General features: G+C 70.6%; 22 protein-coding genes and 1 pseudogene. 6 read left to right on the top strand and 17 right to left on the bottom strand.

The features are described 5' to 3' along the window. Positions 1-36 precede the first annotated feature (36 nt). The 8 genes from cimA to OG978_RS28985 all read right to left on the bottom strand — a co-directional run bounded on the left by cimA (position 37) and on the right by OG978_RS28985 (position 9,921). Positions 37-1,644, bottom strand: coding sequence for a citramalate synthase (cimA, locus tag OG978_RS29020; protein WP_326768036.1), 1,608 nt, complete (start codon positions 1,642-1,644; stop codon positions 37-39). Positions 1,645-1,924: 280 nt separating this feature from the next. Beyond that, a complete protein-coding gene (locus OG978_RS29015; protein WP_326768035.1) occupies positions 1,925-3,259 on the bottom strand; it encodes an MFS transporter in 1,335 nt (444 codons plus the stop codon). 98 nt (positions 3,260-3,357) lie between these two features. Next, positions 3,358-3,963, bottom strand: coding sequence for a TetR/AcrR family transcriptional regulator (locus OG978_RS29010; protein WP_326768034.1), 606 nt, complete (start codon positions 3,961-3,963; stop codon positions 3,358-3,360). A gap of 3 nt (positions 3,964-3,966) precedes the next feature. Continuing rightward, positions 3,967-4,968, bottom strand: a complete 1,002-nt coding sequence (locus tag OG978_RS29005) for an agmatine deiminase family protein (protein WP_326770199.1) — start codon at positions 4,966-4,968, stop codon at positions 3,967-3,969. A gap of 23 nt (positions 4,969-4,991) precedes the next feature. Next, positions 4,992-6,680 (bottom strand): urease subunit alpha, encoded by a 1,689-nt coding sequence (locus OG978_RS29000; RefSeq protein ID WP_326768033.1) that lies wholly within the window; start codon positions 6,678-6,680, stop codon positions 4,992-4,994. Then, on the bottom strand, positions 6,677-7,357 hold the full coding sequence (gene ureA, locus OG978_RS28995) for an urease subunit gamma (protein WP_326768032.1): 681 nt from the start codon (positions 7,355-7,357) through the stop codon (positions 6,677-6,679). The genes OG978_RS29000 and ureA overlap by 4 nt, the downstream gene beginning before the upstream one ends. A gap of 193 nt (positions 7,358-7,550) precedes the next feature. Next, a complete protein-coding gene (locus tag OG978_RS28990; protein ID WP_326768031.1) occupies positions 7,551-8,639 on the bottom strand; it encodes a branched-chain amino acid aminotransferase in 1,089 nt (362 codons plus the stop codon). A 238-nt stretch (positions 8,640-8,877) separates the two neighbouring features. Continuing rightward, positions 8,878-9,921, bottom strand: coding sequence for a 3-isopropylmalate dehydrogenase (locus tag OG978_RS28985; RefSeq protein ID WP_326768030.1), 1,044 nt, complete (start codon positions 9,919-9,921; stop codon positions 8,878-8,880). Between the two features lie 194 nt (positions 9,922-10,115). Between OG978_RS28985 and OG978_RS28980 the strand changes: the two are divergent. Further along, positions 10,116-10,373 (top strand): annotated as a pseudogene (locus tag OG978_RS28980) (phosphoesterase); the annotation flags it as partial. A 113-nt stretch (positions 10,374-10,486) separates the two neighbouring features. Here OG978_RS28980 and OG978_RS28975 read toward each other — a convergent pair. Together OG978_RS28975 and OG978_RS28970 are read right to left on the bottom strand one after the other, a co-directional pair. Continuing rightward, positions 10,487-10,615: a hypothetical protein gene (locus OG978_RS28975; protein WP_266426945.1), complete on the bottom strand. Its 129-nt coding sequence runs from the start codon at positions 10,613-10,615 to the stop codon at positions 10,487-10,489. Between the two features lie 357 nt (positions 10,616-10,972). Beyond that, positions 10,973-11,518 (bottom strand): GNAT family N-acetyltransferase, encoded by a 546-nt coding sequence (locus OG978_RS28970; protein ID WP_326768029.1) that lies wholly within the window; start codon positions 11,516-11,518, stop codon positions 10,973-10,975. 100 nt (positions 11,519-11,618) lie between these two features. On the opposite strand from OG978_RS28970, the gene OG978_RS28965 reads away from it, so the two are divergent. The 4 genes from OG978_RS28965 to OG978_RS28950 all read left to right on the top strand — a co-directional run bounded on the left by OG978_RS28965 (position 11,619) and on the right by OG978_RS28950 (position 15,045). Continuing rightward, positions 11,619-12,191, top strand: a complete 573-nt coding sequence (locus tag OG978_RS28965; RefSeq protein WP_326768028.1) for a CDP-alcohol phosphatidyltransferase family protein — start codon at positions 11,619-11,621, stop codon at positions 12,189-12,191. Next, positions 12,188-13,048 carry a phosphatidate cytidylyltransferase gene (locus OG978_RS28960; RefSeq protein ID WP_326768027.1) on the top strand — a complete coding sequence of 287 codons (861 nt, stop codon included), beginning with the start codon at positions 12,188-12,190 and terminating at the stop codon, positions 13,046-13,048. The genes OG978_RS28965 and OG978_RS28960 overlap by 4 nt, the downstream gene beginning before the upstream one ends. Next, positions 13,045-14,253, top strand: a complete 1,209-nt coding sequence (locus OG978_RS28955; protein ID WP_326768026.1) for a lysophospholipid acyltransferase family protein — start codon at positions 13,045-13,047, stop codon at positions 14,251-14,253. Before OG978_RS28960 ends, OG978_RS28955 begins: the two co-directional genes overlap by 4 nt. Before the next feature lie 81 nt (positions 14,254-14,334). Then, positions 14,335-15,045, top strand: coding sequence for a nitroreductase family protein (locus OG978_RS28950; protein ID WP_326768025.1), 711 nt, complete (start codon positions 14,335-14,337; stop codon positions 15,043-15,045). 92 nt (positions 15,046-15,137) lie between these two features. On the opposite strand, the gene pruA is transcribed toward OG978_RS28950, so the two are convergent. Together pruA and OG978_RS28940 are read right to left on the bottom strand one after the other, a co-directional pair. After that, the gene (gene pruA, locus OG978_RS28945; RefSeq protein ID WP_326768024.1) at positions 15,138-16,769 is read right to left on the bottom strand and encodes an L-glutamate gamma-semialdehyde dehydrogenase; all 1,632 of its coding nucleotides are present in this window, start codon (positions 16,767-16,769) and stop codon (positions 15,138-15,140) included. Positions 16,770-16,808: 39 nt separating this feature from the next. After that, the gene (locus OG978_RS28940; RefSeq protein WP_326768023.1) at positions 16,809-17,735 is read right to left on the bottom strand and encodes a proline dehydrogenase family protein; all 927 of its coding nucleotides are present in this window, start codon (positions 17,733-17,735) and stop codon (positions 16,809-16,811) included. Between the two features lie 179 nt (positions 17,736-17,914). Here OG978_RS28940 and OG978_RS28935 point away from each other — a divergent pair, with 179 nt between their 5' ends. Next, positions 17,915-19,090, top strand: a complete 1,176-nt coding sequence (locus OG978_RS28935; protein ID WP_326768022.1) for a PucR family transcriptional regulator — start codon at positions 17,915-17,917, stop codon at positions 19,088-19,090. 15 nt (positions 19,091-19,105) lie between these two features. On the opposite strand, the gene OG978_RS28930 is transcribed toward OG978_RS28935, so the two are convergent. The 5 genes from OG978_RS28930 to OG978_RS28910 form a co-directional block, all read right to left on the bottom strand. Beyond that, positions 19,106-19,693, bottom strand: coding sequence for a TetR/AcrR family transcriptional regulator (locus OG978_RS28930; RefSeq protein ID WP_326768021.1), 588 nt, complete (start codon positions 19,691-19,693; stop codon positions 19,106-19,108). 78 nt (positions 19,694-19,771) lie between these two features. Then, positions 19,772-21,364 carry a phosphoglycerate dehydrogenase gene (gene serA, locus OG978_RS28925; RefSeq protein WP_326768020.1) on the bottom strand — a complete coding sequence of 531 codons (1,593 nt, stop codon included), beginning with the start codon at positions 21,362-21,364 and terminating at the stop codon, positions 19,772-19,774. A gap of 272 nt (positions 21,365-21,636) precedes the next feature. Beyond that, positions 21,637-22,638 carry a ketol-acid reductoisomerase gene (ilvC, locus tag OG978_RS28920; RefSeq protein ID WP_326768019.1) on the bottom strand — a complete coding sequence of 334 codons (1,002 nt, stop codon included), beginning with the start codon at positions 22,636-22,638 and terminating at the stop codon, positions 21,637-21,639. Between the two features lie 263 nt (positions 22,639-22,901). Beyond that, positions 22,902-23,429 carry an acetolactate synthase small subunit gene (gene ilvN / locus OG978_RS28915; RefSeq protein WP_326768018.1) on the bottom strand — a complete coding sequence of 176 codons (528 nt, stop codon included), beginning with the start codon at positions 23,427-23,429 and terminating at the stop codon, positions 22,902-22,904. A gap of 22 nt (positions 23,430-23,451) precedes the next feature. Then, complete coding sequence (locus OG978_RS28910) at positions 23,452-25,308, bottom strand: acetolactate synthase large subunit (protein WP_326768017.1); 1,857 nt, start codon at positions 25,306-25,308, stop codon at positions 23,452-23,454. Positions 25,309-25,360 lie beyond the last annotated feature (52 nt).

Genomic DNA, 25,360 nt, shown 5'->3' with positions numbered 1-25,360 from the left:
AAGAACAACCGCGCCGTGGGCCCGCCCCCGCGAGGGCTACTCCGTAGGCTCGATCCCCGCCCGCAGCAGCCCGTACGTGTACGCGTCCTCCAGGGCCTGCCAGGACGCGGCGATGACGTTCTCCGCTACGCCGACCGTTGCCCAGTCGCCGGCGCCGTCGCCCGTGGTGATGAGGACTCGGGTGATGGACTCGGTGCCGGTGCGGCCTTCGAGGATGCGGACCTTGTAGTCGATCAGCTCAAGCTTGGCGAGCTGCGGGTAGATCCGCTCCAGGGCGACCCGCAGCGCCCGGTCGAGGGCGTTGACGGGGCCGTTGCCCTCGGCGGTGGCGACGATGCGCTCGCCCTTGGCCCAGAGCTTCACGGTCGCCTCGTTGGCGTGCGTGCCGTCGGGGCGGTCCTCGACGATGGCGCGCCAGGACTCGGTGCGGAAGTAGCGGCGTACGCGGCCCTCGGCCTCGGCGCGCAGCAGCAGTTCGAAGGAGGCGTCGGCGGCCTCGTACGTGTAGCCCTGGAGCTCGCGCTCCTTGACCCGTTCGACGACCCGGCCGACGAGCGCGCGGTCGCCGCCGAGGTCGATGCCGAGCTCCTTGCCCTTGAGCTCGATGGAGGCGCGGCCCGCCATGTCGGAGACGAGCATCCGCATGGTGTTGCCGACCAGGGCGGGGTCGATGTGCTGGTAGAGGTCGGGGTCGACCTTGATCGCGGAGGCGTGCAGTCCGGCCTTGTGGGCGAAGGCAGAAACACCCACGTAGGGCTGGTGAGTGGAGGGAGTCAGGTTGACGACCTCGGCGATGGCGTGCGAGACGCGGGTCATGTCGGCGAGCGCGCCCTCGGGCAGGACGGTCTTGCCGTACTTGAGCTCCAGGGCGGCGACGACGGGGAAGAGATTGGCGTTGCCGACCCGCTCGCCGTAGCCGTTGGCGGTGCACTGGACGTGCGTGGCGCCCGCGTCGACGGCGGCGAGGGTGTTGGCGACGGCGCAGCCGGTGTCGTCCTGGGCGTGGATGCCGAGCCGGGCGCCGGTGTCGGCGAGCACCGTGGCGACGACGGCCTGGACCTGGGCGGGGAGCATGCCGCCGTTGGTGTCGCAGAGGATGACGACATCGGCGCCGGCCTCGGAGGCGGCGCGCACGACGGCCTTGGCGTACTCGGGGTTGGCGCGGTAGCCGTCGAAGAAGTGCTCGCAGTCCACGAAGACCCGGCGGCCCTGCTCGCGGAGGTAGGAGACGGTGTCGACGACCATCTCCAGGTTCTCTTCGAGGGTGGTGCGCAGCGCGAGTTCCACATGGCGGTCGTGGGACTTGGCGACCAGCGTGATCACCGGGGCGCCGGACGCCAGCAACGCCTTGACCTGGGGGTCCTCGGCGGCCTTGCCACCGGCTCTGCGGGTCGCGCCGAAGGCGACCAGCTCGGCGTTCTTGAACTCGATCTCCTGCTGCGCGCGGGCGAAGAACTCGGTGTCGCGGGGGTTGGCGCCGGGCCAGCCGCCCTCGATGAAGCCCACGCCGAAGTCGTCCAGGTGCCGGGCGATCGTGAGCTTGTCCGCGACCGTCAGGTTGATGCCTTCACGCTGGGCCCCGTCGCGCAGTGTGGTGTCGAAGACATGGAAACTGTCGTCGGTGGGCTTGGCCTTGGTGGTCATGCTGGTCTGACTCCTGTCGGATGAGCGGATCCGGACGATCTGGCTCCACTTGCCCCCATCATCCCGCGTGCGTCTCGCCCCGGCCGAGGTGAGGGCCGGAAAACGAAAAAACCCCTCGCGGGTGCGAGAGGTCTGCGCGCGGGTCTGGGGCACGGTGGCCGTGCCGCACATGGTGGTGCGGGACGGTCACTGCGGACCGGCGCGCCTGCTGCCAATAATCATGACGGACGAGGGCACGGAAGCAGTCTTGCACAGGGCCGCCTCCGTGCCCCGCCCCGTCTCAGGATGCGGGCGTGGCGCTGGTGGCTCCGGACGGCTCCGTGCTTTCCCGGTCCGCGTCCTCGGCGCCGACCCGGCCCAGGTCGATGTCGCGGGTCTCGCGCATGGTCAGGTAGACGACCAGGGAGACCGCCGCGCAGCCCGCCACGTACCAGTAGAAGCCGGACTCGATGCCCGCCTTCTTGAACCAGAGCGCCACATATTCGGCAGTGCCGCCGAAGAGCGCGTTGGCGATGGCGTACGGGAGGGCGACGCCCAGGGCGCGGATGCCGGTCGGGAAGAGCTCCGCCTTCACACAGGCGTTGATCGAGGTGTACCCGGTGACGACGACCAGGGCCAGCAGCGCCAGGCCGAACGCCGGCCAGAACGTGCCCGCGTGCTTGAGCATCGTCATGATCGGCACGGTCAGGAAGGTGGAGCCGACGGCGAAGGTGATCAGCAGCGGGCGGCGGCCGATCCGGTCGGAGAGCATGCCGGCCAGCGGCTGGATGCACATGAAGACGAACAGGGCGCAGAAGCTGACGAGCGAGGCGGTGGGCTTGTCCATGCCGGCGCTCTTGGAGAGGAACTTGGAGAGGTAGGTCGTGTACGTGTAGTACGCGACGGTCCCGCCCATGGTCAGCGCCATCACCAGGAACGCCTCGCGCTTGTGCCGCCACAGCGCCTTCAGCGTGCCGCGGTCGTCCTGCTCGGCGGCGCCGGACTCCGCGTACACCTCGGTCTCCAGCATCGATCGGCGCAGATAGAAGACGATCGCGGCGCCGAGCGCACCGACGACGAACGGGATGCGCCAGCCCCAGTTGTGCAGGGCCGCCTCGGACATGTTGCGCTGGAGGACGATCTGGAGGCCGAGGCCGACCAACTGTCCCGCGGTCATGGACACGTACTGGAAGCTGGAGGCGAAGCCGCGACGGTTGGGGGCGGACGCCTCGGTGAGGTACGTGGCGCTGGCGGCGTACTCGCCGCCGACGGACAGGCCCTGGAGCAGCCGGGCCACCAGCAGGACGGCGACACCGCCGTACCCCGCGACGTCGTACGTCGGCGCGATGGCGATGAGGATCGCGGAGGCCGACATCAGCGTGACGGTGAGGGTGAGCGCGGCCTTGCGGCCCCTGCGGTCACCGATCCGGCCGAGCAGCCAGCCGCCGACCGGCCGCATGAAGAAGCCGACAGCGAAGATGCCCATGGTGTTCATGAGATTGGCGGTCTCATTGCCTTCGGGGAAGAACGAATCCGCGAAGTAGACCGCGAAGGTCGCGTACACGAACCAGTCGAACCACTCGACCATGTTGCCGGCCGAACCGACCCAGATTTTCTTCCACTGCTCTCGTCCCATGGTCCGTCACCGTGCCCGAACAGCCGGGACCGCAACAAGGGCGAAATGCGCAACGATCGCGCGTACTTACGTGCGTTTCGTTCACGGCTCCGCGGCTGCTACCGGACGGTGAGCGATTCCTCGATGAACTCCGCGACTTGCGCGAGGACTTGGGAACGGCCGGTGCCGGGGAGGCCGACCGCGACATGGACGCTGAAGCCGTCGAGCAGGGCGCGCAACCGGGTCGCGAACCGTTCGGCGTCGACGGGGCGGAACTCCCCGGCTGCCGCGCCCCGCTCCAGCAGGGCCACCAGGTCACGGTGCCAGGCGTCCTCGATGGCGGCCTGCCGGGCGCGCGCGTCGTCGTCCGCGTTCTGCGAGCGGTTCCACACCTCCAGCCAGAGCGTCCAGTGCGGATCGCGGGGGCCGTCGGGGAGGTACAGGTCGATGTACCCGTCGAGCCGTTCGCGGGCCGTCGCCGGACCCGACAGCAGGGCGCGCCGCTCCGCGCCGAGCCGTCCCTCGCTCCACTCCAGGGTCTGGAGCAGCAGCTCGTCCTTGGTGCGGAAGTAGTAGAGGAGGTGTCCGCTGCTCATCTGGACCTCGCGGCCGAGTCCGGCCATGGTGAGGCCGTCGAGCCCCCGTTCGGCGATGGTGGCCATGGCGGCGGCCAGCAGTTCCTCACGGGGCGGGGCGGTGTTGCGACGGCGTGGCGCGGGGGGCACGGTTCAGACCTTCGGCTGCTGCTGCGTGATGCAGTGGATGCCTCCACCGCCGGCAAAGATCGTACGGGCGTCGACGAGGGTCACCGTACGGTCGGGGAACAGCTCGCCGAAAATGGCCGCCGCTTCCTTGTCGCGCGGGTCGTCGAAGGCGCAGAGGACCACACCGCCGTTGCAGAGGTAGTGGTTGATGTAGGAGTAGTCGACCCACTCCCCGTCCGCCTGCAGCACGGTGGGCGCCGGGACCTCGACGACGTTCAGCGAGCGGCCCCTGGCGTCGGTGGCCTCGCGCAGGATGCGCACGGTCTCGCGGGTGATCTCGTGGTCGGGGTGGGCCGGGTCCGGCTGGACATGGGCGACGACGGTGCCGGGGCGGGCGAAGGCGGCGACGATGTCGACATGGCCGAGGGTGCCGTACGTGCCGTAGTCACCGGACAGTCCGCGCGGCAGCCAGATGGCCTTCTCGGTGCCGAGCCGGGCGTGGATCTCGGACTCGACCTGCTCGCGGGTCCAGTCGGGGTTGCGCTCCTTGCCGAGCTGGACGGTCTCGGTGAGCAGTACGGTGCCCTCGCCGTCCACGTGGATGGCGCCGCCCTCGTTGACGAGCCGGGAGCTCTGTACGGGTACGGCGGCGAGCTCGGCGACGGAGCGGGCGATGTGCTGGTCGTGCTCCCAGCGGGCCCAGTCCTGGGCGCCCCAGCCGTTGAACGTCCAGTCGACGGCGGCCAGTCGCTGTCCGTCGGTGACGAAGGTGGGGCCGATGTCCCGCATCCAGGCGTCGTCGAGGGGGCGTACGGCGAGCTCGATGTCCGGGCCGAGGAGCGCGCGGGCGCCGTCCTCCTGGCCGGGGCCGACCACCATCGTGACGGGTTCGAAGCGGCGCACGGCGCGGGCGACGGTGGCCCAGGCGGCGCGGGCCTCGTCCAGTTCGGCGTCGGTGTCGAAGGTGGGGTTGGGGCCGGGCCAGGCCATCCAGGTGCGTTCGTGCGGGGCCCACTCCGGCGGCATGCGGAAGGTCACTTCGGGGGTCCTCAGAGGAAGTAGAGGCGGTTGAGGGAGACGGAGTCGGCCGGCTCGGAGCGCAGCGGGTCGCCGTCCAGGGTGACCAGACCGCTGCGGGCGTCCACGGCGACCTCTCCGGTACGGGAGTTGTGGATCAGGTCGCCGGGGCCGATGCCCCGGGTGCCGTGCACGCCGACGCGGCGGCGGCGGGTGGGCATCGAGTCGGCGCCGAGCTGGGTCGCCGCCCGCGAGACGAAGGCCACGGAGAGATCGGCGGCGGTGGCTCCGTACGCCCCGAACTGCGGCCCGAGGATCAGGGGTTCGCAGGTGTCGGTGGCGGCGTTCGGGTCGCCCGTGACCCCGTACGCGGGGAAGCCGGACTTCAGTACGAGCTGCGGCTTGGCGCCGAAGAACTCGGGCCGCCACAGCACGATGTCGGCGAGCTTGCCGGTCTCGATGGAGCCGATCTCGTGCGAGAGGCCGTGGGCGATGGCGGGGTTGATGGTGAGCTTGGCGATGTAGCGCAGCACCCGGGCGTTGTCGTCCGCGGGGCCGTCGCCGTCCATCGGGCCGAGCTCGGCCTTCATCTTCCCGGCCATCGCGAAGGTGCGGCGCACCGTCTCGCCGGCCCGCCCCATGCCCTGGGCGTCGGACGAGGTGATGCCGATGGCTCCCAGGTCGTGCAGCACGTCCTCGGCGCCCATCGTCCCGGCGCGGATGCGGTCGCGGGCCATGGCGGCGTCGCCCGGCAGGTCCGTCTTGAGGTCGTGTACGGAGACGATCATCCCGTAGTGCTCGGCGACGGCGTCCCGGCCGAAGGGCAGCGTCGGGTTGGTGGACGAGCCGATGACGTTCTCGACGCCCGCCATCCTGAGGACGTTGGGGACGTGTCCGCCGCCGCAGCCCTCGATGTGGAAGGCGTGGATCGTGCGGCCCTCCAGGACGCGCAGGGTGTCCTCGACCGACAGGCACTCGTTCAGCCCGTCGCTGTGCAGGGCGACCTGGACGTCGTGCTCCTCGGCGACCCGCAGCGCGGTGTCCAGGGCGCGGGTGTGGGCGCCCATGTCCTCGTGCACCTTGAAGCCGCAGGCCCCGCCCTCCGCGAGCGCCTCGACCAGCGGGGCCTGGTGGGAGGACGAACCGCGGCCCAGGAAGCCGATGTTGACCGGCCAGGCGTCGAAGGCGTTGAAGGCGTGGCGCAGGGCCCAGGGCGAGTTGACGCCGACGCCCCAGACCGGGCCGAACTCCTGGCCGATGATCGTGGTGACGCCGGAGGCGAGCGAGGCCTCCATGATCCGCGGCGAGAGCAGATGGACGTGGGTGTCGACGGCGCCCGCCGTCGCGATCATCCCCTCGCCGGAGACGATGGTGGTGCCCGTGCCGACGACGACGTCGACGCCGTCGAGGGTGTCCGGGTTGCCGGCCCGGCCGATCGACGCGATCCGGCCCTCGCGGATACCGATCGACACCTTGCGGATGCCCTGCACCGCGTCGATGACCAGCACATTGCTGATGACCACGTCGCAGGTGTCGCGGACGGTGGCGGCCTTGAGGTGCAGCCCGTCGCGGGCGGTCTTGCCGAAGCCGGCGAGGAACTCCTCGCCGTACTGCTGCGCGTCGGACTCGACGCGGACGGTCAGCCCGGAGTCACCGAGTCGGACCCGGTCCCCGGCGCGCGGGCCGTGCACGGAGGCGTACTCGTACGGATCGATGCTCATCGCTCAGCTCCCAGATATCCACAGGCCGCGGCGCGCCGCAGGGCCTCTTCGCGCGCGCCCGGGGCGTCCAGCGGGCCGTCCACCAGGCCCGCGAAGCCGATCGCGATCCGCTCGCCGCCGATCGGTACGAGGCCCACCTCGACGGATTCGCCGGGCCCGAACCGGACGGAGGACCCGGCGGGGACGCGGAGCCGCATCCCGTAGGCGGCCTCGCGGGCGAAGTCGAGCCGCGGGTTGGCCTCGAAGAAGTGGAAGTGCGAGGTCACGGAGACCGGCACGGTCGCGGTGTTGTGGACGGTCAGCCGCACCGCGGGCTCCGGCTCGGGCGTGGCGGGCCCGGGGACGACCGCCCCGGGCGCCTCGTCGCCCAGCCCGTCGCCCAGCGGCCGGGAGACCACGGCGAGCCGCGAGCCGTCGTCGAAGACGGCCTCCACATGGACCTCGGTGACGACGTCGGCGACGCCCGGCAGCACGTCGTCGGGGCCGAGCACGGACCGCGCGGCCTCGATGGCCTCGGCCAGCCGGCGCCCGTCCCGGGCGGCCTCGCAGACCGTGTCCGCGATCAGGGCGGTCGCCTCGGGGACATTGAGCTTCAGGCCCCGGGCGCGGCGGGCCCGGGCCAGTTCGGCGGCGCCGAAGAGCAGTAGCCGGTCGCGTTCCGTCGGAGTCAGTCGCACGTCTCCACACCTCTCGGTTGGAGCAGTACTCTAACTCATGGTTAGAGCAGCGCTCTAAGTATGTGAGAGGGCACACTCCGGGGAGCGGGAGAGCACGTCCGGGCACACGAAAGCCGCGCCCGGCGGGGAGCGGGGCGCGGCTTTTCGTACGTACGGGTTCCGGGCCGGCGGTCCGGTCCGGAAAGAAGAACCTTCAGCCGAGGGGGTGCATCCAGCCGTGGGTGTCCTCGGCGACACCGCGCTGGACGTCCAGCAGACGCTCGCGCAGCTTCATCGTGACCTCGCCCGGCGCGCCGTCGCTCTGGACCCACTCGCCGCCCTCGGACTTGACGGTGCCGACCGGGGTGATGACGGCGGCGGTGCCGCAGGCGAAGACCTCGGTGAGGGTGCCGTTCGCGGTGTCGTCGCGCCACTGGTCGATGGAGACGCGGCCCTCCTCGGACTCGTAACCGAGGTCACGGGCGACCTTGAGCAGCGAGTCACGGGTGACACCGGCGAGCAGGGAGCCGGTCAGGGCCGGGGTGACGATCTTGTTCCCGTACACGAAGTACAGGTTCATGCCACCGAGCTCCTCGACCCACTTGTGCTCGACCGCGTCGAGGTAGGCGACCTGGTCACAGCCCTTCTCGGCGGCCTCGGCCTGGGCGAGGAGGGACGCGGCGTAGTTGCCGCCGGTCTTGGCGTCGCCCATGCCGCCGGGGACGGCACGCACCCGGTTCTCGGAGAGCCAGATCGAGACCGGCTTCACACCACCGGGGAAGTACGCACCGGCCGGCGAGGCGATGACCAGGAACAGGTACTCGTTGGCGGGCCGCACACCGAGACCGACCTCGGCCGCGATCATGAACGGGCGCAGGTAGAGCGACTCCTCGCCGCCATGCGCCGGAACCCATGCCTCGTCCTGCGCGACGAGCGCGTCACAGGCCGCGATGAACGTCTCGACGGGCAGCTCGGGCATGGCCAGCCGGCGGGCGGAGGCCTGGAAGCGCTTGGCGTTGGCCTCGGGGCGGAAGGTGGCGACCGAGCCATCGGGCTGGCGGTACGCCTTGAGGCCCTCGAAGATCTCCTGCCCGTAGTGCAGGGTCATGTTGGCGGGGTCGATCGAAAGCGGGGCGTAGGGCACGAGCTGGGCGTCGTGCCAGCCGCGGCCCTCGGTCCACCTGATCGTCACCATGTGGTCGGTGAAGCGGCGGCCGAATCCGGGATTGACCATGCTCGCCTCGCGCTCCGCGTCGGACAGCGGGTTCGAGGAGGGCTTGAGCTCGATCGTGGGCGTCGTCATGAGTGCGTGTCCTTCACCGTTGTGTGTGTTGGACCGCGCTCACGCCGCTCCTGCCAGACAGGTGCTAGGACGTCCGAGCTTTACCGCAAGCCACGGCCCCGTTCGATTATCGCTCCCGGGTGGCCGTGCACGAAACGACGCGATTGCGGTCCAGTGGTCGATGGTGGCACCCGGGGCCGCACAGGTGAAGCCGCCGGGTGCGGCTGCTACCCGGCGGCTTCGAAACGGAGTCGTCGGGTCAGTTCGCTACGCGTACCGCGAGCGCGTCGCCGATCTGGTCGGTCGTACGGCTCGTGGCACCGTCGCGCTCCGCGAGGTCGGCGGAGACGGCGTCCTCGATGCGCACGGCCTCGGCCTCGTAGCCGAGGTGGCGCAGCAGGAGGGCGACGGAGAGGATCGTGGCCGTCGGGTCGGCCTTGCCCTGGCCCGCGATGTCGGGGGCGGAGCCGTGGACCGGCTCGAACATCGACGGAAAGGTGCCCGTCGGGTTGATGTTGCCGGAGGCGGCCAGGCCGATGCCGCCGGTCACGGCAGCGGCGAGGTCGGTGAGGATGTCGCCGAAGAGGTTGTCGGTGACGATGACGTCGAAGCGCTCCGGCTGGGTGACGAAGAAGATCGTCGCGGCGTCGACGTGCAGATAGTCGGTGGTGACCTCGGGGTACTCGGTCGCGACCTTGTCGAAGATGTTCTTCCACATGTGGCCGGCGTACACGAGGACGTTGTTCTTGTGCACCAGCGTCAGCTTCTTGCGCGGGCGGGCGTTCGCCCGCTCGAACGCGTCACGGACGACGCGCTCGACGCCGTACGCGGTGTTGACGCTGACCTCGGTGGCGACCTCGGCCGGCGTACCGGTGCGCAGCGAGCCGCCGTTGCCCGTGTACGGGCCCTCGGTGCCCTCGCGGACGACGACGAAGTCGATGTCCGGGCGGCCGGCCAGCGGGGTCGCGGTGTTCGGGAACAGCTTCGACGGCCGCAGGTTGATGAAGTGGTCGAAGGCGAACCGCAGCTTCAGCAGGAGCCCGCGCTCCAGGACGCCCGACGGCACGGAGGGTTCACCGATCGCGCCGAGCAGGATGGCGTCGTGGCCCTTGAGGGCTTCGAGCTCCGCGTCCGGGAGAGTTTCACCGGTGCGGTGCCAGCGCTGGGCGCCAAGGTCGTACTCCTTGGTCTCCAGCTTCACATCCTGTGGGAGAACAGCGTTGAGGACCTTGAGGCCCTGGGCCACGACCTCCTGGCCGATACCGTCACCGGGGATCACTGCGAGATTGATGCTGCGAGACATGTCCGCACCTTACTGCGCGTCCCACCCCATGACACGTCACGTCCGCCATACGGACACATGAAGAGCTGTACGTGTACCGTTCACCTATCTGACGGTACGGCGTCAGGCGGACGGTTCGCTGGTGGCGCCGTTCGGCCGGCACCGGGCGTACGGCGCCGACCCGAGGACGCAGATGGCGGTCTCCTGGCAGGTCCCGTTCGCCGGCGTTCCACCTGCACGCGGGCGACATCTGCTACGCCGACCCGTCCGGCTCCGGGCAGAGCACCGACAGCTACGACGCCCGCGCCTGGGACCAGTTCCTGGCGCAGACGGAGACCGTGCCGTGGATGGTGACCACCGGCAACCACGACATGGAGGCCTGGTACTCACCGGACGTCTACGGCGGCCAGAACGCCCGCTGGACGCTGCCCGACAACGGTCCGGACCCGGTGAACCAGCCCGGCGCCTACTCGTTGGCGGTGGAGGTGGAGCCCGGCCGACACGCCCGGATGAAGGTCACCGCGCTCGCCGAGTCGGGCGAGCGCATCGACCACTTCGAGATCAGCCGGGCTGAGCAGAGCCGGTCTCAGTGACCGGTGGAGCCGCCGTTGTCCCTGCGGTCGAGGGCGCGCTGGAGGGCGGCGGCGGCATTCCGGCGCTCCGACTCGGTCGGGCGGGGGGTGTGACGGACACGGCGGACAGTCGTCTGGACCATGATGGATCGACTCCTTGAGATCGCGAGGATTTCGAGATCGAAAAATCGTCAAGATGATTTCGAGATCGGGATTTCGAGGCGCCGGAAAGGGCGGGGAGCGGGCGCCGCAGGGGTTGCCTGCACAAGGGCGCGCACTCACGACCGCCAGTCGCTGGATCTAGCGTGACGTTCGGCTCCTACAAAGCTAGGGCAGCCCGGCCGGTCTGTCTCCACAATTACTCGGACTTCCTACTATCTGAGACGGAGGTTTACCCCCGGCCGTCCCCGGTTTCCGGACAAGAGCCCGGACGGCAGGCCATCGTCCCTGCTCAGAGGGGGTGAAACGGCCTACGGATCGCCTCATCGGGCGATTGTCGCTCACATCACGTCGCCGTCCCGCCAGTCGAAGACCAGCGTCCCGGAGCCGGTGGGCAGCCCCCGGCCGGCCGCGCCGCGGACATAGGTGCTGCCCTCCTCGTCCGGCAGCCGCTCCACCCCGTACCGCGCCTGCACGGCGATCCACCCCGGCCACACCCGCCAGCCGCGCCCGGCGTACAGCGCGGCCCCGGCGGCCGACGCGGACAGGGCCCCGAACGCGTACGCCCCGTCGACGACCTCCTCCAGCGCGGCCATGATCCGCCCGCCGAGCCCTTCCCGGCGCCGGTCCGCGCGGACCGCCACGGCCTCCACGTAGCCGATCCGGTACGCGCGGCCCAGATGGACCACCCGGCGCTGGACGACGCTGCCGTGCGCCAGCAGCCCGCTGCCGTCACGCACGCACGCGTGGATGCCGCCGAGGCCGTGGTCCCAGTCGTCGTCGCTGAAGTCGCCCTCGAACGCGGTGTCCAGGAGTGCGCGGATCTCTTCGAGCGCGGCCGGGGCCAGTCGGCAGGTGTGCGCGGTACGCAGGATCGGCTCGGTCATGTCCCCCAGCCTCTCAGGCACCACGGCCACCAGGTACTCAGTCAGCATTTGAGTACCTGCCACGTGTCGAAGATTTGTGCGTCGCAAGAGAGTTGGGCACATGAACGGCCTCTACGCTCTCAAGCCCTGGTACGCGGACCGGCTCTGCGGTGTCCGCGCCTCGCTGGTCCGCCGTGAGGTGTCGCCCGACACCCTCACCGCAGCCGGTGTGGTCTCGGCGGCCGGCGCCGCCGCCGCGCTGGCCTGGCTGCCCACCGGCCTCGCCGCCCTGCCGGTCGCCCTGCTGCTCGCGGCCCGGCTCGCCTTCGCCAACCTGGACGGCGCGCTGGCCCGCGACACGGGCCGGACGACCAGGCGCGGCGCGGTGCTCAACGAACTCGGCGACCGGGTGGCGGATCTGGTCGTGCTGGCCGGTTTCCTGGCGCTCGCCCCGCTGTGGCTGGTGGCGGTGGCCGGGCTCGCGGCGACGCTGCCGTCCTGGGTGTCGCTGGCCGGGGCGGCGGCGGGCGCGACCCGGCGCAACGGCGGCCCGGTCGGCAAGACCGAACGCTGCCTGCTGGTCGTGGTCGCGGCGGCGAGCGGCTGGGCCGTACCCGTCCTGATCGTGATCGCCGCCGGTTCGCTGCTCACCGCGGTGCTCCGGCTGGCGGGCCTGTGGCGGGAGCTGGCATGAGCGCCGTACTGATCGCCGAGGAGGCCGCGGCGCGGGCCGTGCCGCTGGTCGCGGGGGTGCTGGGGGCGGGCGGTGTCGCCGTCGCCGTACTGCCGTCGAAGGTCCGGATGCGGGCCGAGCTGCGCAAGCGGTGGCGTACCTGGGCGCTGGTGGCACCGGTCTTCCTGGGGGCGTACTTCCTGGGCGGCGGCGGGACGTTCGCGCTGGCCGCGGGGCTCGGGGTGGTCGCGGCGGGCGAGTTCGCGCGGATGGCCGGGCTGCGCCGCGGCGACCTCGCGGTGCTGGTGGCGGCCGCTGTGGCGCTCCCCGCGCTGGCGTGGCTGGCGCCGCAGGTCCTCGACGTCCGGGCGGCGGCGCTGCTGCTGGTCGCGGCCGCGTTGCCGCCGGTGCTGGGCGGGGACGACCGGGCCGGTTTCACCCGCACCGCGCGTACCGCCTTCGGGCTGCTGTGGATCCCGGTCGCGCTGACCGGTCTGGTGACGCTCGGGGACACGGGCGTCGCGGTGGGGCTCGCGGTGGCGCTCGGCGATGTCGGCGCCTGGTGCGGCGGTACGGCGCTGGGCCGCCGGGGTCCGCCGGCCCGGCCGCTGTCGCCGCTCTCCCCCAACAAGACCTGGGCGGGGGTGCTCGGTGCGGCGGCGGCGACGGCCCTGCTGCTGCTCGTACTCGGCGAGTTCGCGTTCCCCCTGTGGGCCGCGGTGCTCGGCGGCTGTGTCCTCGGTGATCTGCTCGAATCGATGGTCAAGCGGGAGTCGGGGGTGAAGGACGCGGGCAGCTGGCTGCCCGGTTTCGGCGGCCTCCTCGACCGGATCGACTCCCTGTTGGTGGCCCTTCTCCTGGCGATGGTGATGACATGACCTCCACCCTTGCGCACGCACGCGACCGGGTCGCGCTGCCCGCCCGCTCCCGGTTCGCCGCCGCGCTCCGGCGCGGCCTGTGGTGGAGCGTCCTCAGCCTCACCGGCGGGGTCGAGCGGCGTGGCCGGCTGCCGCGCGGCGGCTGTGTCGTCGTCGCCAACCACTCCTCGCACGCGGACACGGCGGCGCTCCTCGCCGCGCTCGACGCCCGGCACACCCCGGCGATCGGCGCGGCGGCCGACTACTGGTTCGCCTCGCCGTGGCGGCGCCGGATCTGCCGCAGGCTCGCGGCCGGATTCCCGGTGCGGCGCAGTGGCGGCGGCATGGACGACCTGCTGTCCATGGCGGACGAGCTCCGCGCCGGCCGGGCGGTCGTCCTGTTCCCGGAGGGAACCCGGGGCAAGGACGGCGAGCTGGGCTCCTTCCACCGCGGCGCACTGGTCCTGGCCGAGCGGGCCGGGGTCCCGGTCGTGCCGGTGGGGATCGCGGGTACGGACCGGCTGCTGCCCAAGCACGGCCGGCTGCGCTCGGCGCTGGTGCGGGTGTCGATCGGTGACCCGCTGCCGTCGACGACCGGTCCGCAGGAGGCCCGCGACGCGGTGGTCGCACTGCACGCGCGCACGGTCGCCGAGCCGCTGCGGGACTCCGCGACGCGGCGCCGGGTGGCGTCGGTCGTCACCTCGCGCTGGGGTGTTCCGCTGGCATTCGTGTGGGCGCTGGCGGAGGCGCTGAGCTGGCCGCTGATGCCCGAGCTGCTGCTGGGCGTGGTCTGTGTGGCAGTGCCGCGGGCGGCGCTGCGGATGTCGCTGGGCGCGCTCGCCGGCAGTCTGGCCGGGGGCCTGCTCGCCCTTCAGCTGGCCTCGGCCGGTGTGCATCTGCCCGCCCCGCTGACCACGGACCGGATGCGGGCCGAGGTCCGGGCCGAACTCGCGCTGGAGGGGGCGTCGGCGGTGCGGCATCAGCCGTGGAACGGCGTTCCGTTCAAGGTGTACGGGGCCGAGGCGGGCCGCGCCGGTGTGCCCGCGCTCGACTGGTTCACCGCGTCGGCGACGGCACGGGGTTCCCGGACGCTCACCGTGGGGCTCGGCTTCGCCGCCTTCGGGCTGCTGATGCGCCGCCACCGCCGCCAGTACGGCCGCTATCTGGTCCTGCTGGGCGGCGGGTTCACGGCGGGGCTCTCGCTGATCGTGAACGGCTGGAGCTGACCGGACACTGACCGACGGGCGTGCCGGTTCTGTCCGAGGACGCTCTGGTCCGGACCAGTTGCCGCCCGCCAGACTGCCGACATGTCCGACACCACAGCCGTACCCCCGCAGTGGACGCCCATCCATGGCGCGCCCTACCAGCCGGTCCCCTACCGTCCCGAGCGGATCGCGGCCGACGAGTCGCTCGCACGCGCCGCCCGCCTGCGACAGCGGATGGACGAGCGCAGGACCGTACGCCGGTTCTCGTCCGATCCCGTTCCCGAGCAGGTCGTGAAGGACGCGATCGCCTGTGCCGCGACCGCCCCGTCCGGCGCCCATCAGCAGCCGTGGACCTTCGTCCTGGTCAAGGACCCGGAGGTACGACGGCTCATCCGCGAGGCGGCCGAGCACGAGGAGCGGATCAGTTACGACGGCAGGCTCGGCGAGGAGTGGCTGGCGGCGCTGCGACCGCTGGGCACGGACGCCGTCAAGGCCCATATGACGGACGCCCCGGCCCTGGTCGTGGTCTTCCAGCAGCGGTACTGGGTGGGCGAGGACGGCACCAGGCACAAGCACTACTACGTCGACGAGTCGGTCGGGATCGCCGTCGGAATGCTGCTCTCGGCCCTGCACCTCTCGGGTCTGGCGGCGCTGATCCACACGCCGAGCCCGATGCGGTTCCTGCGCGAGGTGCTGGACCGCCCGGAGAACGAGAAGGCGTTCGCGGTGATTCCGGTCGGGTATCCGGCCGACGACTGCCAGGTGCCCGGCCTGGTACGCAAGTCGCTGGACCAGGTGCTCGTGGAGATCTGAGGCAAATGGAAACCGCCTCCCGGCCGGCAGGGGAACCGGGCGGGAGGCGGAATTCGTGGCGGGGCGCCGGGGGTGCGGCGCCCCGAGGGGTGTCAGCCCTGGTGGGGGTAGGTGTAGTCGGTCGGCGGAACCAGCGTCTCCTTGATGGCCCGGGTCAGGGTCCAGCGCTGCAGGTTCTGCGGGGCGCCCGCCTTGTCGTTCGTACCCGAGGCACGGCCGCCGCCGAAGGGCTGCTGGCCGACGACGGCACCGGTCGACTTGTCGTTGATGTAGAAGTTGCCCGCGGCGTACCGCAGCTTCTCCATCGTGTACGCGGCCGCGGCGCGGTCGTTCGAGATGACCGAGCCGGTCAGCGCGTAGTCGGAGACCGACTCCATCTGCTCCAGCATCGCGTCGTACGTGTCGTCCTCGTAGACGTGCACGGCGAGGATCGGGCCGAAGTACTCGGTCGTGAAGACCTCGTTCGAAGGGTCGCTGCACTCGATGACGGTCGGGCGGACGAAGTAGCCCACCGAGTCGTCGTACGTGCCGCCCGCGACGATAGTGCAGGACGGGTCGGCCTTCGCGCGGTCGATCGCGGCCTTGTTCTTGGCGAACGAGCGCTCGTCGATGACGGCGCCGATGAAGTTCGACAGGTCGGTGACATCGCCCATGGTGATGGAGTCGACCTCGGCGGCGAACTTCTCCTTGAAACCGGAGTTCCAGATGGAGGCCGGGACGTACGCGCGGGAGGAGGCCGAGCACTTCTGGCCCTGGAACTCGAAGGAGCCGCGGGTCAGCGCGGTCTTCAGGACGGCGTGGTCGGCCGACGGGTGGGCGACGACGAAGTCCTTGCCACCGGTCTCGCCGACGAGCCGCGGGTAGGTGCGGTAGTTGGCGATGTTGTTGCCGACCGTCTTCCACAGGTGCTGGAAGGTGGGGGTCGAGCCGGTGAAGTGGATACCGGCCAGGTCGCGGTGGTTCAGGGCCACCTCGGAGACGGCGATGCCGTCACCGGTCACCAGGTTGATGACGCCCTTGGGCAGACCGGCCTCTTCCAGGAGCTGCATCAGCAGCACGGCGGAGTGGGTCTGCGTCGGGGACGGCTTCCACACCACGACGTTGCCCATGAGGGCGGGGGCGGTGGGCAGGTTGCCCGCGATGGCCGTGAAGTTGAACGGCGTGATCGCGTAGACGAAGCCCTCCAGCGGGCGGTGGTCCATGCGGTTCCACACGCCCGGCGAGTTGGCCGGGGGCTGCTCGGCGAGGATCTGGCGCGCGTAGTGCACATTGAAGCGCCAGAAGTCGACGAGCTCACAGGGGGTGTCGATCTCGGCCTGCTGCGCGGTCTTGGACTGGCCGAGCATCGTGGAGGCGGCCATCGTCTCGCGCCACGGGCCGGACAGCAGCTCGGCGGCGCGCAGGATGATCGCGGCGCGGTCGTCGAAGGACATCGCGCGCCAGGCCGGGGCGGCGGCGAGCGCGGCGTCGATCGCGTCCTGCGCGTCCTTCTGCGTGGCGCCCGCGAACGTACCGATGACGGCCTTGTGGTTGTGCGGCTGCACGACGTCGAAGCGCTCGCCGCCGCCCATCCGCTTCTCGCCGCCGATGGTCATCGGAAGGTCGATCGGGTTCTCGGCGAGCTCCTTGAGCTTCACCTCCAGGCGGGCACGCTCCGGGGAGCCCGGGGCGTAGGAGTGGACCGGCTCGTTGACCGGCGCGGGGACCTGGGTCACAGCGTCCATGGGTTCCGTTGCTCCTTGGGTAGAGAGGTGGAGGGGGGCTCAGCCCTTGGTGAGGATGGAGCGGCCGAAGAACAGCAGGTTCGCCGGCTTCTCCGCGAGGCGGCGCATGAAGTAGCCGTACCAGTCGGTTCCGTACGCCGTGTAGACACGCATCCGGTGGCCCTCGGCCGCGAGCCGGAGGTGCTCGTCGCTGCGGATGCCGTAGAGCATCTGGAACTCGTACTCGTCCAGTTTGCGCCCGGCCTTGCGGCCCAGCTCCTGGGCGATGGCGATCAGACGCGGGTCGTGGGACCCGATCATCGGGTAGCCCTCGCCCTCCATGAGGATCCGCAGGATGCGGACGTACGCCTTGTCGATCTCGGCCTTGTCCTGGTACGCGACGGAGGCGGGCTCCTTGTAGGCGCCCTTCACGATGCGGACGCGGCTGCCGGCGGCGGCCAGGCGGCGAGCATCTTCCTCGGTGCGGAACAGGTAGGCCTGGATCACACAGCCGGTCTGCGGGTAGTCCTTCCGCAGCTCCTCGTGGATGGCGAACATCGAGTCGAGGGTGGTGTGGTCCTCGGCGTCCAGCGTGACCGTGGTGCCGATCGCGGCGGCGGCCTCGACGACCGGGCGGACGTTGGCGAGCGCCAGCTCATGGCCCCCGTCCAGCGCCTGGCCGAACATGGAGAGCTTGACGGACATCTCGGCCTTGGTGCCCAGGCCCAGGGCCTTGAGGCGCTCGACCAGTTCGAGGTAGGCGTCGCGGGCGTCGGCGGCCTGCTCGGGGGTGGTGATGTCCTCGCCCACCACGTCGAGGGTGACTTCGAGGCCCTTGGCGGCGGCGTCCTCGATGATCGGGACGACCTGGTCGACGGTCTCACCGGCGATGAACCGGTCGACGACCTGCTTGGTGCCAGGTGCGGCCGAGATGAAACGGCGCATCTTGTCGCTGCGGGACGCGGCGAGAATCACGGGACCCAGCACGGGGCACCTCCACGGAAAGTACGAACGAAGGCCATACCGGAGAATTGGGAACAGACCGGTACAGCACGGAGAACCACCGTGAAATCTAAGGATCTCTCCGATCCTGTGCCATCGACAGCTGTCACGCATCCGTTCCCCGGTTCTCAGACATATGTCTGAAGGGGTGCGAGAATGGCCGGGTGAAGGGCGATTACCAGGAGCTGGTCGACGAGATCTCCGGGCTGCTCGGCGCCCCCGCGACGCTGGAGAACCGGGACTTCGGCCTGGTCGCCTTCGGCGCTCATGACAGCGACGACGACACCGCGATGGACCCGGTCCGCACCCGCTCGATCCTGACCCGCCGCTCCACGCCCGCGGTCCGCGCCTGGTTCGAGGGTTTCGGCATCACCCGCGCCACCGGCCCGGTCCGCATTCCGGCAGCCCCGGAGGCCGGCGTCTTCCGGGGCCGGATCTGCCTGCCGGTACGCCATCGGGGCGCCGTGCTCGGTTACGTATGGCTGCTCGACGCGGACCCCGGACCGACCGACGAACAGCTGAAGGCGGCGATGGAGGTGGCGGCCCGGATCGGGGCGCTGCTCTCCGACGAGGCGCGGGCGGGCACCGACCTCTCCCGGGAGTTCGGTGCGGTCCTGACCGCCGGGCGGGGCTGGCAGCACGACATGGCGGTGGCCGCGCTGGACGAGGCGCTGGGGCCGGACGCGAAGGGGCTGCACACGATGGTGTGCGTGACCCCGTGGCCGGACGATCCGCCGTCGGTCCGTACGGTGCCGTCGACGGCGGCACTGTCCTCGGTCCCCGGGACCGGGGGTTTTCCCGCCCTGGCCGCGCTGGTCCGGCTGCGCTCCACCGATGCCCTCGACCCGGCGCTCACCGCCGCGGACCGGCTGCGTTCCGCCGCGGGCCGGGGCGCCACCGCCGGGGTCGCGGTGCCCCGCCGGGGGCTGGCGGACCTGGCCGCGGCCTGGCACGAGGCGACGGGGGCCGCCCGCGCGGCGGCGGCCGAGGCCAGGTTCGGCCCGGTCGTCCAGTGGTCGGCGATCGGGCCGTACCGGCTGCTGACCGCGCTCCCCGCGGAAGCGGTCGCGGACCCCGTGGTCCGTACCCTGCTCACCCCGCCGCACAAGGATCTGGCCCGCACCGCCGAGGTGTTCCTCGACTGCGCGGGCCAGGCGTCCCGGACGGCCGCCGCGCTCGGCGTCCACCGCCAGACGCTCTACTACCGGCTCTCCCGGATCCAGCAGCTCACCGGCCTCGATCTGAACGACGGCGAGGACCGGCTGCTGCTGCACATGGCACTGAAGAGCGCGCGGCTCGGGAGCCGGGTCGGACAGGCCCTAGGGCCTGTCCGACCCTGATCCGCCGGACAGGCCCTAATCCACCCGGCCCTCCAGCACGACCTTCAGGCCGTCCGTCAAGTCCTGTGCGGACGGGGCGGATTCGCTGTCCATCATCCACTGGACCATCACGCCCGCGAGCAGCGCCTGGCAGAACAGCCCGGCCACCCGCGCCTTCTCGGGGTCGGCCTCCGGGTCGATGCCGAGCATGTTCTCGGCGAGCCCGTCACGCCCCTCGCGCTGCGGGCCCATCAGGGCCTTCCGCAGCTCCGGGTCCTTGTCGATCCGGGAGACGACCTCCATCTGGAGCTGCCAGACGGACCGGGTCTCCGGGTAGCTGGCGATCACTCGCTGCCAGGTGTCCTGGAACTGGTCCAGTGGCGAACGGGGCTCGTCGCCGCCGGCCGCGTCCTCGTCCGGCTTCTCGGTGAGCACATCGCCCCACTCCTCCGTCACCTTGAGGAAGGCGAGGTTGAGCAGGGCCCCCTTGGAGCCGTAGTGGTAGCCGATGGAGGCGAGGTTCGTACCGGAGGCGGCCACGATGTCGCGTGCCGTCGTCCGGGCGTACCCCTTCTCCAGCAGGCAGCGCTTGGCGCCTTCGAGCAGATCCTCACGGTGTCCCATAACAGCAGCGTACCCGGCATGCAGACGTTTGTGTAAGACGCACGTCTAGATGCCGGGTACGTGGGAACGCCGGAACCGTCAGTCGGTCAGGTTCACCGTGCGGGCCGAGGCGGCACCGATCTCCGAGGAGATCTCGGCGAGCACCGACGCGGGGACGTCGTCGTCGACGGTGAGTACGACCAGCGCCTCGCCGCCCGCGTCCGTCCGCGAGACCTGCATGCCCGCGATGTTCAGACCGGCCTCGCCGAGGATCCGGCCGACCGTGCCGACGACACCGGGACGGTCGTCGTAACGCAGCACCACCATGTGGTCGGCCAGCGCCAGGTCCACGTCGTACTCGCCGACGGCGACGATCTTCTGGAGGTGCTTGGGTCCGGCCAGCGTGCCGGAGACCGCGACCTCCTCGCCGCCCGAGAGCGTGCCGCGGACGGTGACCACGTTGCGGTGGTCGGGCGACTCGGAGCTGGTGGTGAGGCGGACCTCGACGCCGCGCTCCTGCGCGAAGAGCGGGGCGTTGACGTACGACACGGTCTCGTCGACGACGTCCTCGAAGACGCCCTTGAGCGCGGAGAGTTCGAGCACCTTGACGTCGTGCTGGGTGATCTCGCCGTACACCTCGACGTCGAGGCGGACCGCGACCTCGCCCGCGAGGGCGGTGAAGATCCGGCCGAGCTTCTCGGCGAGCGGCAGACCCGGGCGCACGTCCTCGGCGATCACGCCGCCCTGGACGTTGACCGCGTCCGGCACGAGCTCACCGGCAAGGGCCAGGCGCACGGACTTGGCGACCGCGATGCCCGCCTTCTCCTGGGCCTCGTCGGTGGAGGCGCCGAGGTGCGGGGTGCAGACGACCTGGTCGAACTCGAACAGCGGGGAGTCCGTGCAGGGCTCCTTCGCGTACACGTCGAGGCCGGCGCCGGCCACGCGGCCCTCCTTGAGGGCGGAGGCGAGCGCCACCTCGTCGACGATGCCACCGCGCGCGGCGTTGACGATGCGGACCGAGGGCTTCACCTTGTGCAGCGCCTCGTCGCCGATCAGGCCGAGCGTCTCGGGGGTCTTGGGCAGGTGCACCGTGATGAAGTCGGCGACTTCGAGCAGCTCATCCAGCGTGAGGAGCTTGACGCCCATCTGCGCGGCACGGGCGGGCTGCACATAGGGGTCGTACGCGACGATCTTCATGCCGAAGGCCGACATGCGCTGCGCGACCAGGACGCCGATACGGCCGAGGCCGACGACACCGAGGGTCTTCTCGCTGAGCTCGACGCCGGTGTACTTGGAGCGCTTCCACTCGCCGTTCTTGAGGGCGGTGTTGGCCTGCGGGATGTTGCGCGCGGTGGCGACCAGCAGACCGCAGGCCAGCTCGGCGGCGGTGACGATGTTGGAGGTCGGCGCGTTGACGACCATCACGCCGGCCTTGGTGGCGGCGGAGACGTCGACGTTGTCCAGACCGACGCCCGCGCGGGCGACGACCTTCAGCTTCTTCGCGGCGGCGATGGCCTCGGCGTCGACCTTGGTGGCGGAGCGCACCAGGATGGCGTCGACATCGGCGATCGCGGGGAGGAGCTCGGCGCGGTCCGCGCCGTTGCAGTGCCGGATGTCGAAATCCGGGCCCAGCGCGTCAACCGTGGCAGGCGACAGCTCTTCAGCGATGAGTACGACAGGTTTCGAGCTCACGTGAGTCCTCACAGGTCCAGTGCGGACGGCCGTCCCGACGGCCGCAGGCGGTGGAGGGGCTTGCCGCGTGGAAGACGCACGACACTGTGGGCCTGACGCGTGTATGTGTGGAGAAGTGTAGTCATGCGCCAGGACGCATACTGCGCCCCGTTGGAAGGATCACCCACACGGGGGTGGACGACTTGTACACACGTACGACGCCGCCTCTTCCAGCGGTGAAGCGGGGAACGCCCCGGGGGCGGGTCCGCGGACCCGCCCCCGGGGCGTCGGTGTTACGCGTCCTCGTCGTTGACCCAGCTCATGAGCTTGCGCAGCTCGCGGCCGGTGGTCTCCAGGAGGTGGTCGCTGTCGGCCTTCTTGTACTCGTTGTACCTGGGCAGGCCGTTGTGGTACTCGGCCATCCAGTTCTTGGCGAAGGTGCCGTCCTGGATCTCGGCGAGGACCTTCTTCATCTCGGCCTTGGTGGCGTCGGTGATGATCCGCGGGCCGGTGACGTAGTCGCCCCACTCGGCGGTCTCCGAGATCGACCAGCGCATCTTCTCCAGGCCGCCCTCGTACATCAGGTCCACGATGAGCTTCAGCTCGTGCAGGCACTCGAAGTACGCGATCTCCGGCTGGTAGCCGGCCTCGGTCAGCGTCTCGAAACCGGCCTTGACCAGAGCGGCGGTACCACCGCACAGGACGGCCTGCTCACCGAACAGGTCGGTCTCGGTCTCCTCCGTGAACGTCGTCTTGATGACACCGGCACGGGTGCCGCCGATGGCCTTCGCGTACGACAGGGCCAGCGCCAGGCCGTTGCCCGTGGGGTCCTGCTCGACGGCCACGATGCACGGAACACCACGGCCCTCCTCGTACTGACGGCGCACCAGGTGACCCGGGCCCTTCGGGGCGACCATGCAGACGTCGACGCCGGCCGGCGGCTTGATGAAGCCGAAGCGGATGTTCAGGCCGTGGCCGAAGAACAGCGCGTCGCCGTCCTTGAGGTTGTCCTTGATCGACTCCTCGTAGACCTGGGCCTGGATCGGGTCCGGGACCAGGATCATGATGACGTCCGCCTCGGCGGCAGCCTCGGACGGCGTCACCACACGCAGACCCTGCTCCTCGGCCTTCGCCTTGGACTTCGAGCCCTCGTGCAGACCGACCCGGACGTCGACACCCGAGTCACGCAGCGACAGCGCGTGGGCGTGGCCCTGGCTGCCGTAGCCGATGACCGCGACCTTGCGGCCCTGGATGATGGACAGGTCGGCATCGTCGTCGTAGAACAGCTCGGCCACTGGGTTTCTCCTTGGTGTGCAGGTGTTGCGTCCCACCGTACGGCGGGGTGCGTCAGATACGTTTTCGGGTCTCGCCATACGAGCGGCGAGGTGGCGGTTCAGGGCCTGTCCAGCGGATCATGGCCGGGGTCGCGACGCCTGGCACGGCACCTCGCGGCGTTGCCGAAACGTCCGAATAGCTCCGCTATCAGAACGCTCCGGCGCCTTGCGATGCGCCCCACCAGACGCCGCGCCCTGACCGACCCTGATCCGCCGGACAGGCCCTACGCCGTGCGGTCGAGGGCGCGCAGCGAACGGTCGGTGATCGAGCGCGCGCCGCGCCCTATGGCGATGGTGCCGGACTGGACCAGCTCCTTGATGCCGTACTGCTCCAGCATCTTGAGCATGGCCTCCAGCTTGTCGGCGCCGCCGGTCGCCTCGATCGTGACGGCCTCCGGGGAGACGTCCACGGTCTTGGCGCGGAACAGCTGGACGATCTCGACGATCTGGGAGCGGGTCTCGTTGTCGGCGCGGACCTTCACCAGGACGAGCTCGCGCTGGATCGCAGCGGCGGGCTCCAGTTCGACGATCTTCAGGACGTTGACCAGCTTGTTGAGCTGCTTGGTCACCTGCTCCAGGGGCAGGTCCTCGACACCCACGACGATGGTGATGCGGGAGATGTCGGGGTGTTCGGTGGTACCGACCGCGAGCGAGTCGATGTTGAAGCCGCGGCGGGAGAACAGGGCGGTGATCCGGGCGAGGACACCGGGCTTGTTCTCGACCAGGACGGAGAGCGTGTGCTTGGTGGACATGGAGTCGGTCTCTCTCTGTCTCTCAGTCGTCTTCGTTGTCGCCGAAGTCGGGACGGACGCCGCGGGCGGCCATGACCTCGTCGTTGGAGGTGCCTGCGGCGACCATCGGCCACACCATGGCGTCCTCGTGGACGATGAAGTCCACCACGACGGGGCGGTCGTTGACGGAGTTGGCCTCTTCGATGACCTTGTCCAGGTCGGCCGGGTCCTCGCAGCGGATCGCGTAGCAGCCCATGGCCTCGGACAGCTTGACGAAGTCCGGGACGCGGGTGCCCTTCGCCGGGACGCCCTCGGTGTCCGCGCCGGAGTGCAGCACGGTGTTGGAGTACCGCTGGTTGTAGAACAGGGTCTGCCACTGGCGGACCATCCCGAGCGCGCCGTTGTTGATGATCGCGACCTTGATCGGGATGTTGTTGAGCGCGCAGGTGGTGAGTTCCTGGTTGGTCATCTGGAAGCAGCCGTCGCCGTCGACCGCCCAGACGGTACGGTCCGGCATGCCGGCCTTGGCGCCCATCGCGGCCGGGACCGCGTACCCCATCGTTCCGGCGCCGCCGGAGTTCAGCCAGGTGGCGGGCTGCTCGTACTTGATGAAGTGCGAGGCCCACATCTGGTGCTGGCCGACGCCCGCCGCGAAGATCGTGCCCTCGGGGGCGAGCTCACCGATGCGCTGGATGACCTGCTGCGGCGAGAGGCTGCCGTCCTCGGGCAGGTCGTAGCCGAGCGGGTAGGTGTCGCGCCAGCGGTTGAGGTCCTTCCACCAGGCCTCGTAGTCGCCGACGTGGCCCTCGGTGTGCTCGGCCTGGACGGCCTGGACCAGATCGGCCAGGACCTCGCGGGCGTCCCCGACGATCGGGACGTCGGCGGCGCGGTTCTTGCCGATCTCGGCGGGGTCGATGTCGGCGTGGACGACCTTGGCGTACGGGGCGAAGCTGTCCAGCTTGCCGGTGACGCGGTCGTCGAAGCGGGCTCCGAGGGCGACGATCAGGTCGGCCTTCTGCAGCGCGGTGACGGCGGTGACCGCACCGTGCATGCCCGGCATTCCGACGTGCAGCGGGTGGCTGTCGGGGAATGCGCCGAGCGCCATCAGTGTGGTGGTGACGGGCGCTCCGGTGAGCTCTGCGAGGACCTTCAGTTCGGCGGTGGCCCCCGCCTTGATGACACCGCCGCCGACGTACAGCACCGGCCGCTTGGCCTGGGTGATCAGCTTGGCGGCTTCGCGGATCTGCTTGGCGTGCGGCTTGGTGACCGGGCGGTAGCCGGGCAGGTCCTGGGTCGGCGGCCAGCTGAACGTGGTCTGGGCCTGCAGGGCGTCCTTGGCGATGTCGACGAGGACGGGGCCCGGACGGCCGGTGGAGGCGATGTGGAAGGCCTCGGCGATCGTGTGCGGGATGTCCTCGGCCTTGGTGACCAGGAAGTTGTGCTTGGTGACCGGCATGGTGATGCCGCAGATGTCGGCTTCCTGGAAGGCGTCGGTTCCGATGGCGGCGGAGGCCACCTGACCGGTGATCGCGACGATCGGCACCGAGTCCAGGTACGCGTCGGCGATCGGGGTGACCAGGTTGGTGGCGCCGGGGCCCGAGGTCGCCATGCAGACACCGACCTTGCCGGTGGCCTGCGCGTAACCGGTGGCCGCGTGTCCGGCGCCCTGCTCGTGGCGGACCAGGACGTGGCGGACCCGGGTGGAATCCATCATCGGGTCGTACGCCGGAAGGATGGCGCCGCCGGGAATGCCGAATACCGTGTCGGCCCCCACCTCCTCGAGGGAGCGGATGAGGGACTGCGCGCCCGTGACGTGCTCAACGGTGGCGGGGGACGATCCGCCGTTACGGGCCCGCGGCTGGGGATGGTGGGCCCCGGTGGCCTGCTCGGTCATCGGCATTCTCTTCTCGAAGCTGAGGGTTTCTGCGGGTGTTTTGCGACAGTTTGCGTGG

The organism is Streptomyces sp. NBC_01591, from assembly GCF_035918155.1.
GTDB lineage: Bacteria > Actinomycetota > Actinomycetes > Streptomycetales > Streptomycetaceae > Streptomyces.
Note: the sequence above shows the minus strand (reverse complement) of the source record. Positions and strands in the feature narration are given on the sequence as shown.

What these genes read in the sequence shown, in the direction of transcription:
- cimA (WP_326768036.1), bottom strand. Translation starts at nt 1,644, where the DNA reads ATGACCACCAAGGCCAAGCCCACCGACGACAGTTTCCATGTCTTCGAC.
- OG978_RS29015 (WP_326768035.1), bottom strand. Translation starts at nt 3,259, where the DNA reads ATGGGACGAGAGCAGTGGAAGAAAATCTGGGTCGGTTCGGCCGGCAAC.
- OG978_RS29005 (WP_326770199.1), bottom strand. Translation starts at nt 4,968, where the DNA reads ATGCCGCCGGAGTGGGCCCCGCACGAACGCACCTGGATGGCCTGGCCC.
- OG978_RS29000 (WP_326768033.1), bottom strand. Translation starts at nt 6,680, where the DNA reads ATGAGCATCGATCCGTACGAGTACGCCTCCGTGCACGGCCCGCGCGCC.
- OG978_RS28990 (WP_326768031.1), bottom strand. Translation starts at nt 8,639, where the DNA reads ATGACGACGCCCACGATCGAGCTCAAGCCCTCCTCGAACCCGCTGTCC.
- OG978_RS28985 (WP_326768030.1), bottom strand. Translation starts at nt 9,921, where the DNA reads ATGTCTCGCAGCATCAATCTCGCAGTGATCCCCGGTGACGGTATCGGC.
- OG978_RS28975 (WP_266426945.1), bottom strand. Translation starts at nt 10,615, where the DNA reads ATGGTCCAGACGACTGTCCGCCGTGTCCGTCACACCCCCCGCCCGACC.
- OG978_RS28970 (WP_326768029.1), bottom strand. Translation starts at nt 11,518, where the DNA reads ATGACCGAGCCGATCCTGCGTACCGCGCACACCTGCCGACTGGCCCCG.
- OG978_RS28965 (WP_326768028.1), top strand. Translation starts at nt 11,619, where the DNA reads ATGAACGGCCTCTACGCTCTCAAGCCCTGGTACGCGGACCGGCTCTGC.
- OG978_RS28960 (WP_326768027.1), top strand. Translation starts at nt 12,188, where the DNA reads ATGAGCGCCGTACTGATCGCCGAGGAGGCCGCGGCGCGGGCCGTGCCG.
- OG978_RS28955 (WP_326768026.1), top strand. Translation starts at nt 13,045, where the DNA reads ATGACCTCCACCCTTGCGCACGCACGCGACCGGGTCGCGCTGCCCGCC.
- OG978_RS28950 (WP_326768025.1), top strand. Translation starts at nt 14,335, where the DNA reads ATGTCCGACACCACAGCCGTACCCCCGCAGTGGACGCCCATCCATGGC.
- pruA (WP_326768024.1), bottom strand. Translation starts at nt 16,769, where the DNA reads ATGGACGCTGTGACCCAGGTCCCCGCGCCGGTCAACGAGCCGGTCCAC.
- OG978_RS28930 (WP_326768021.1), bottom strand. Translation starts at nt 19,693, where the DNA reads ATGGGACACCGTGAGGATCTGCTCGAAGGCGCCAAGCGCTGCCTGCTG.
- ilvN (WP_326768018.1), bottom strand. Translation starts at nt 23,429, where the DNA reads ATGTCCACCAAGCACACGCTCTCCGTCCTGGTCGAGAACAAGCCCGGT.
- OG978_RS28910 (WP_326768017.1), bottom strand. Translation starts at nt 25,308, where the DNA reads ATGCCGATGACCGAGCAGGCCACCGGGGCCCACCATCCCCAGCCGCGG.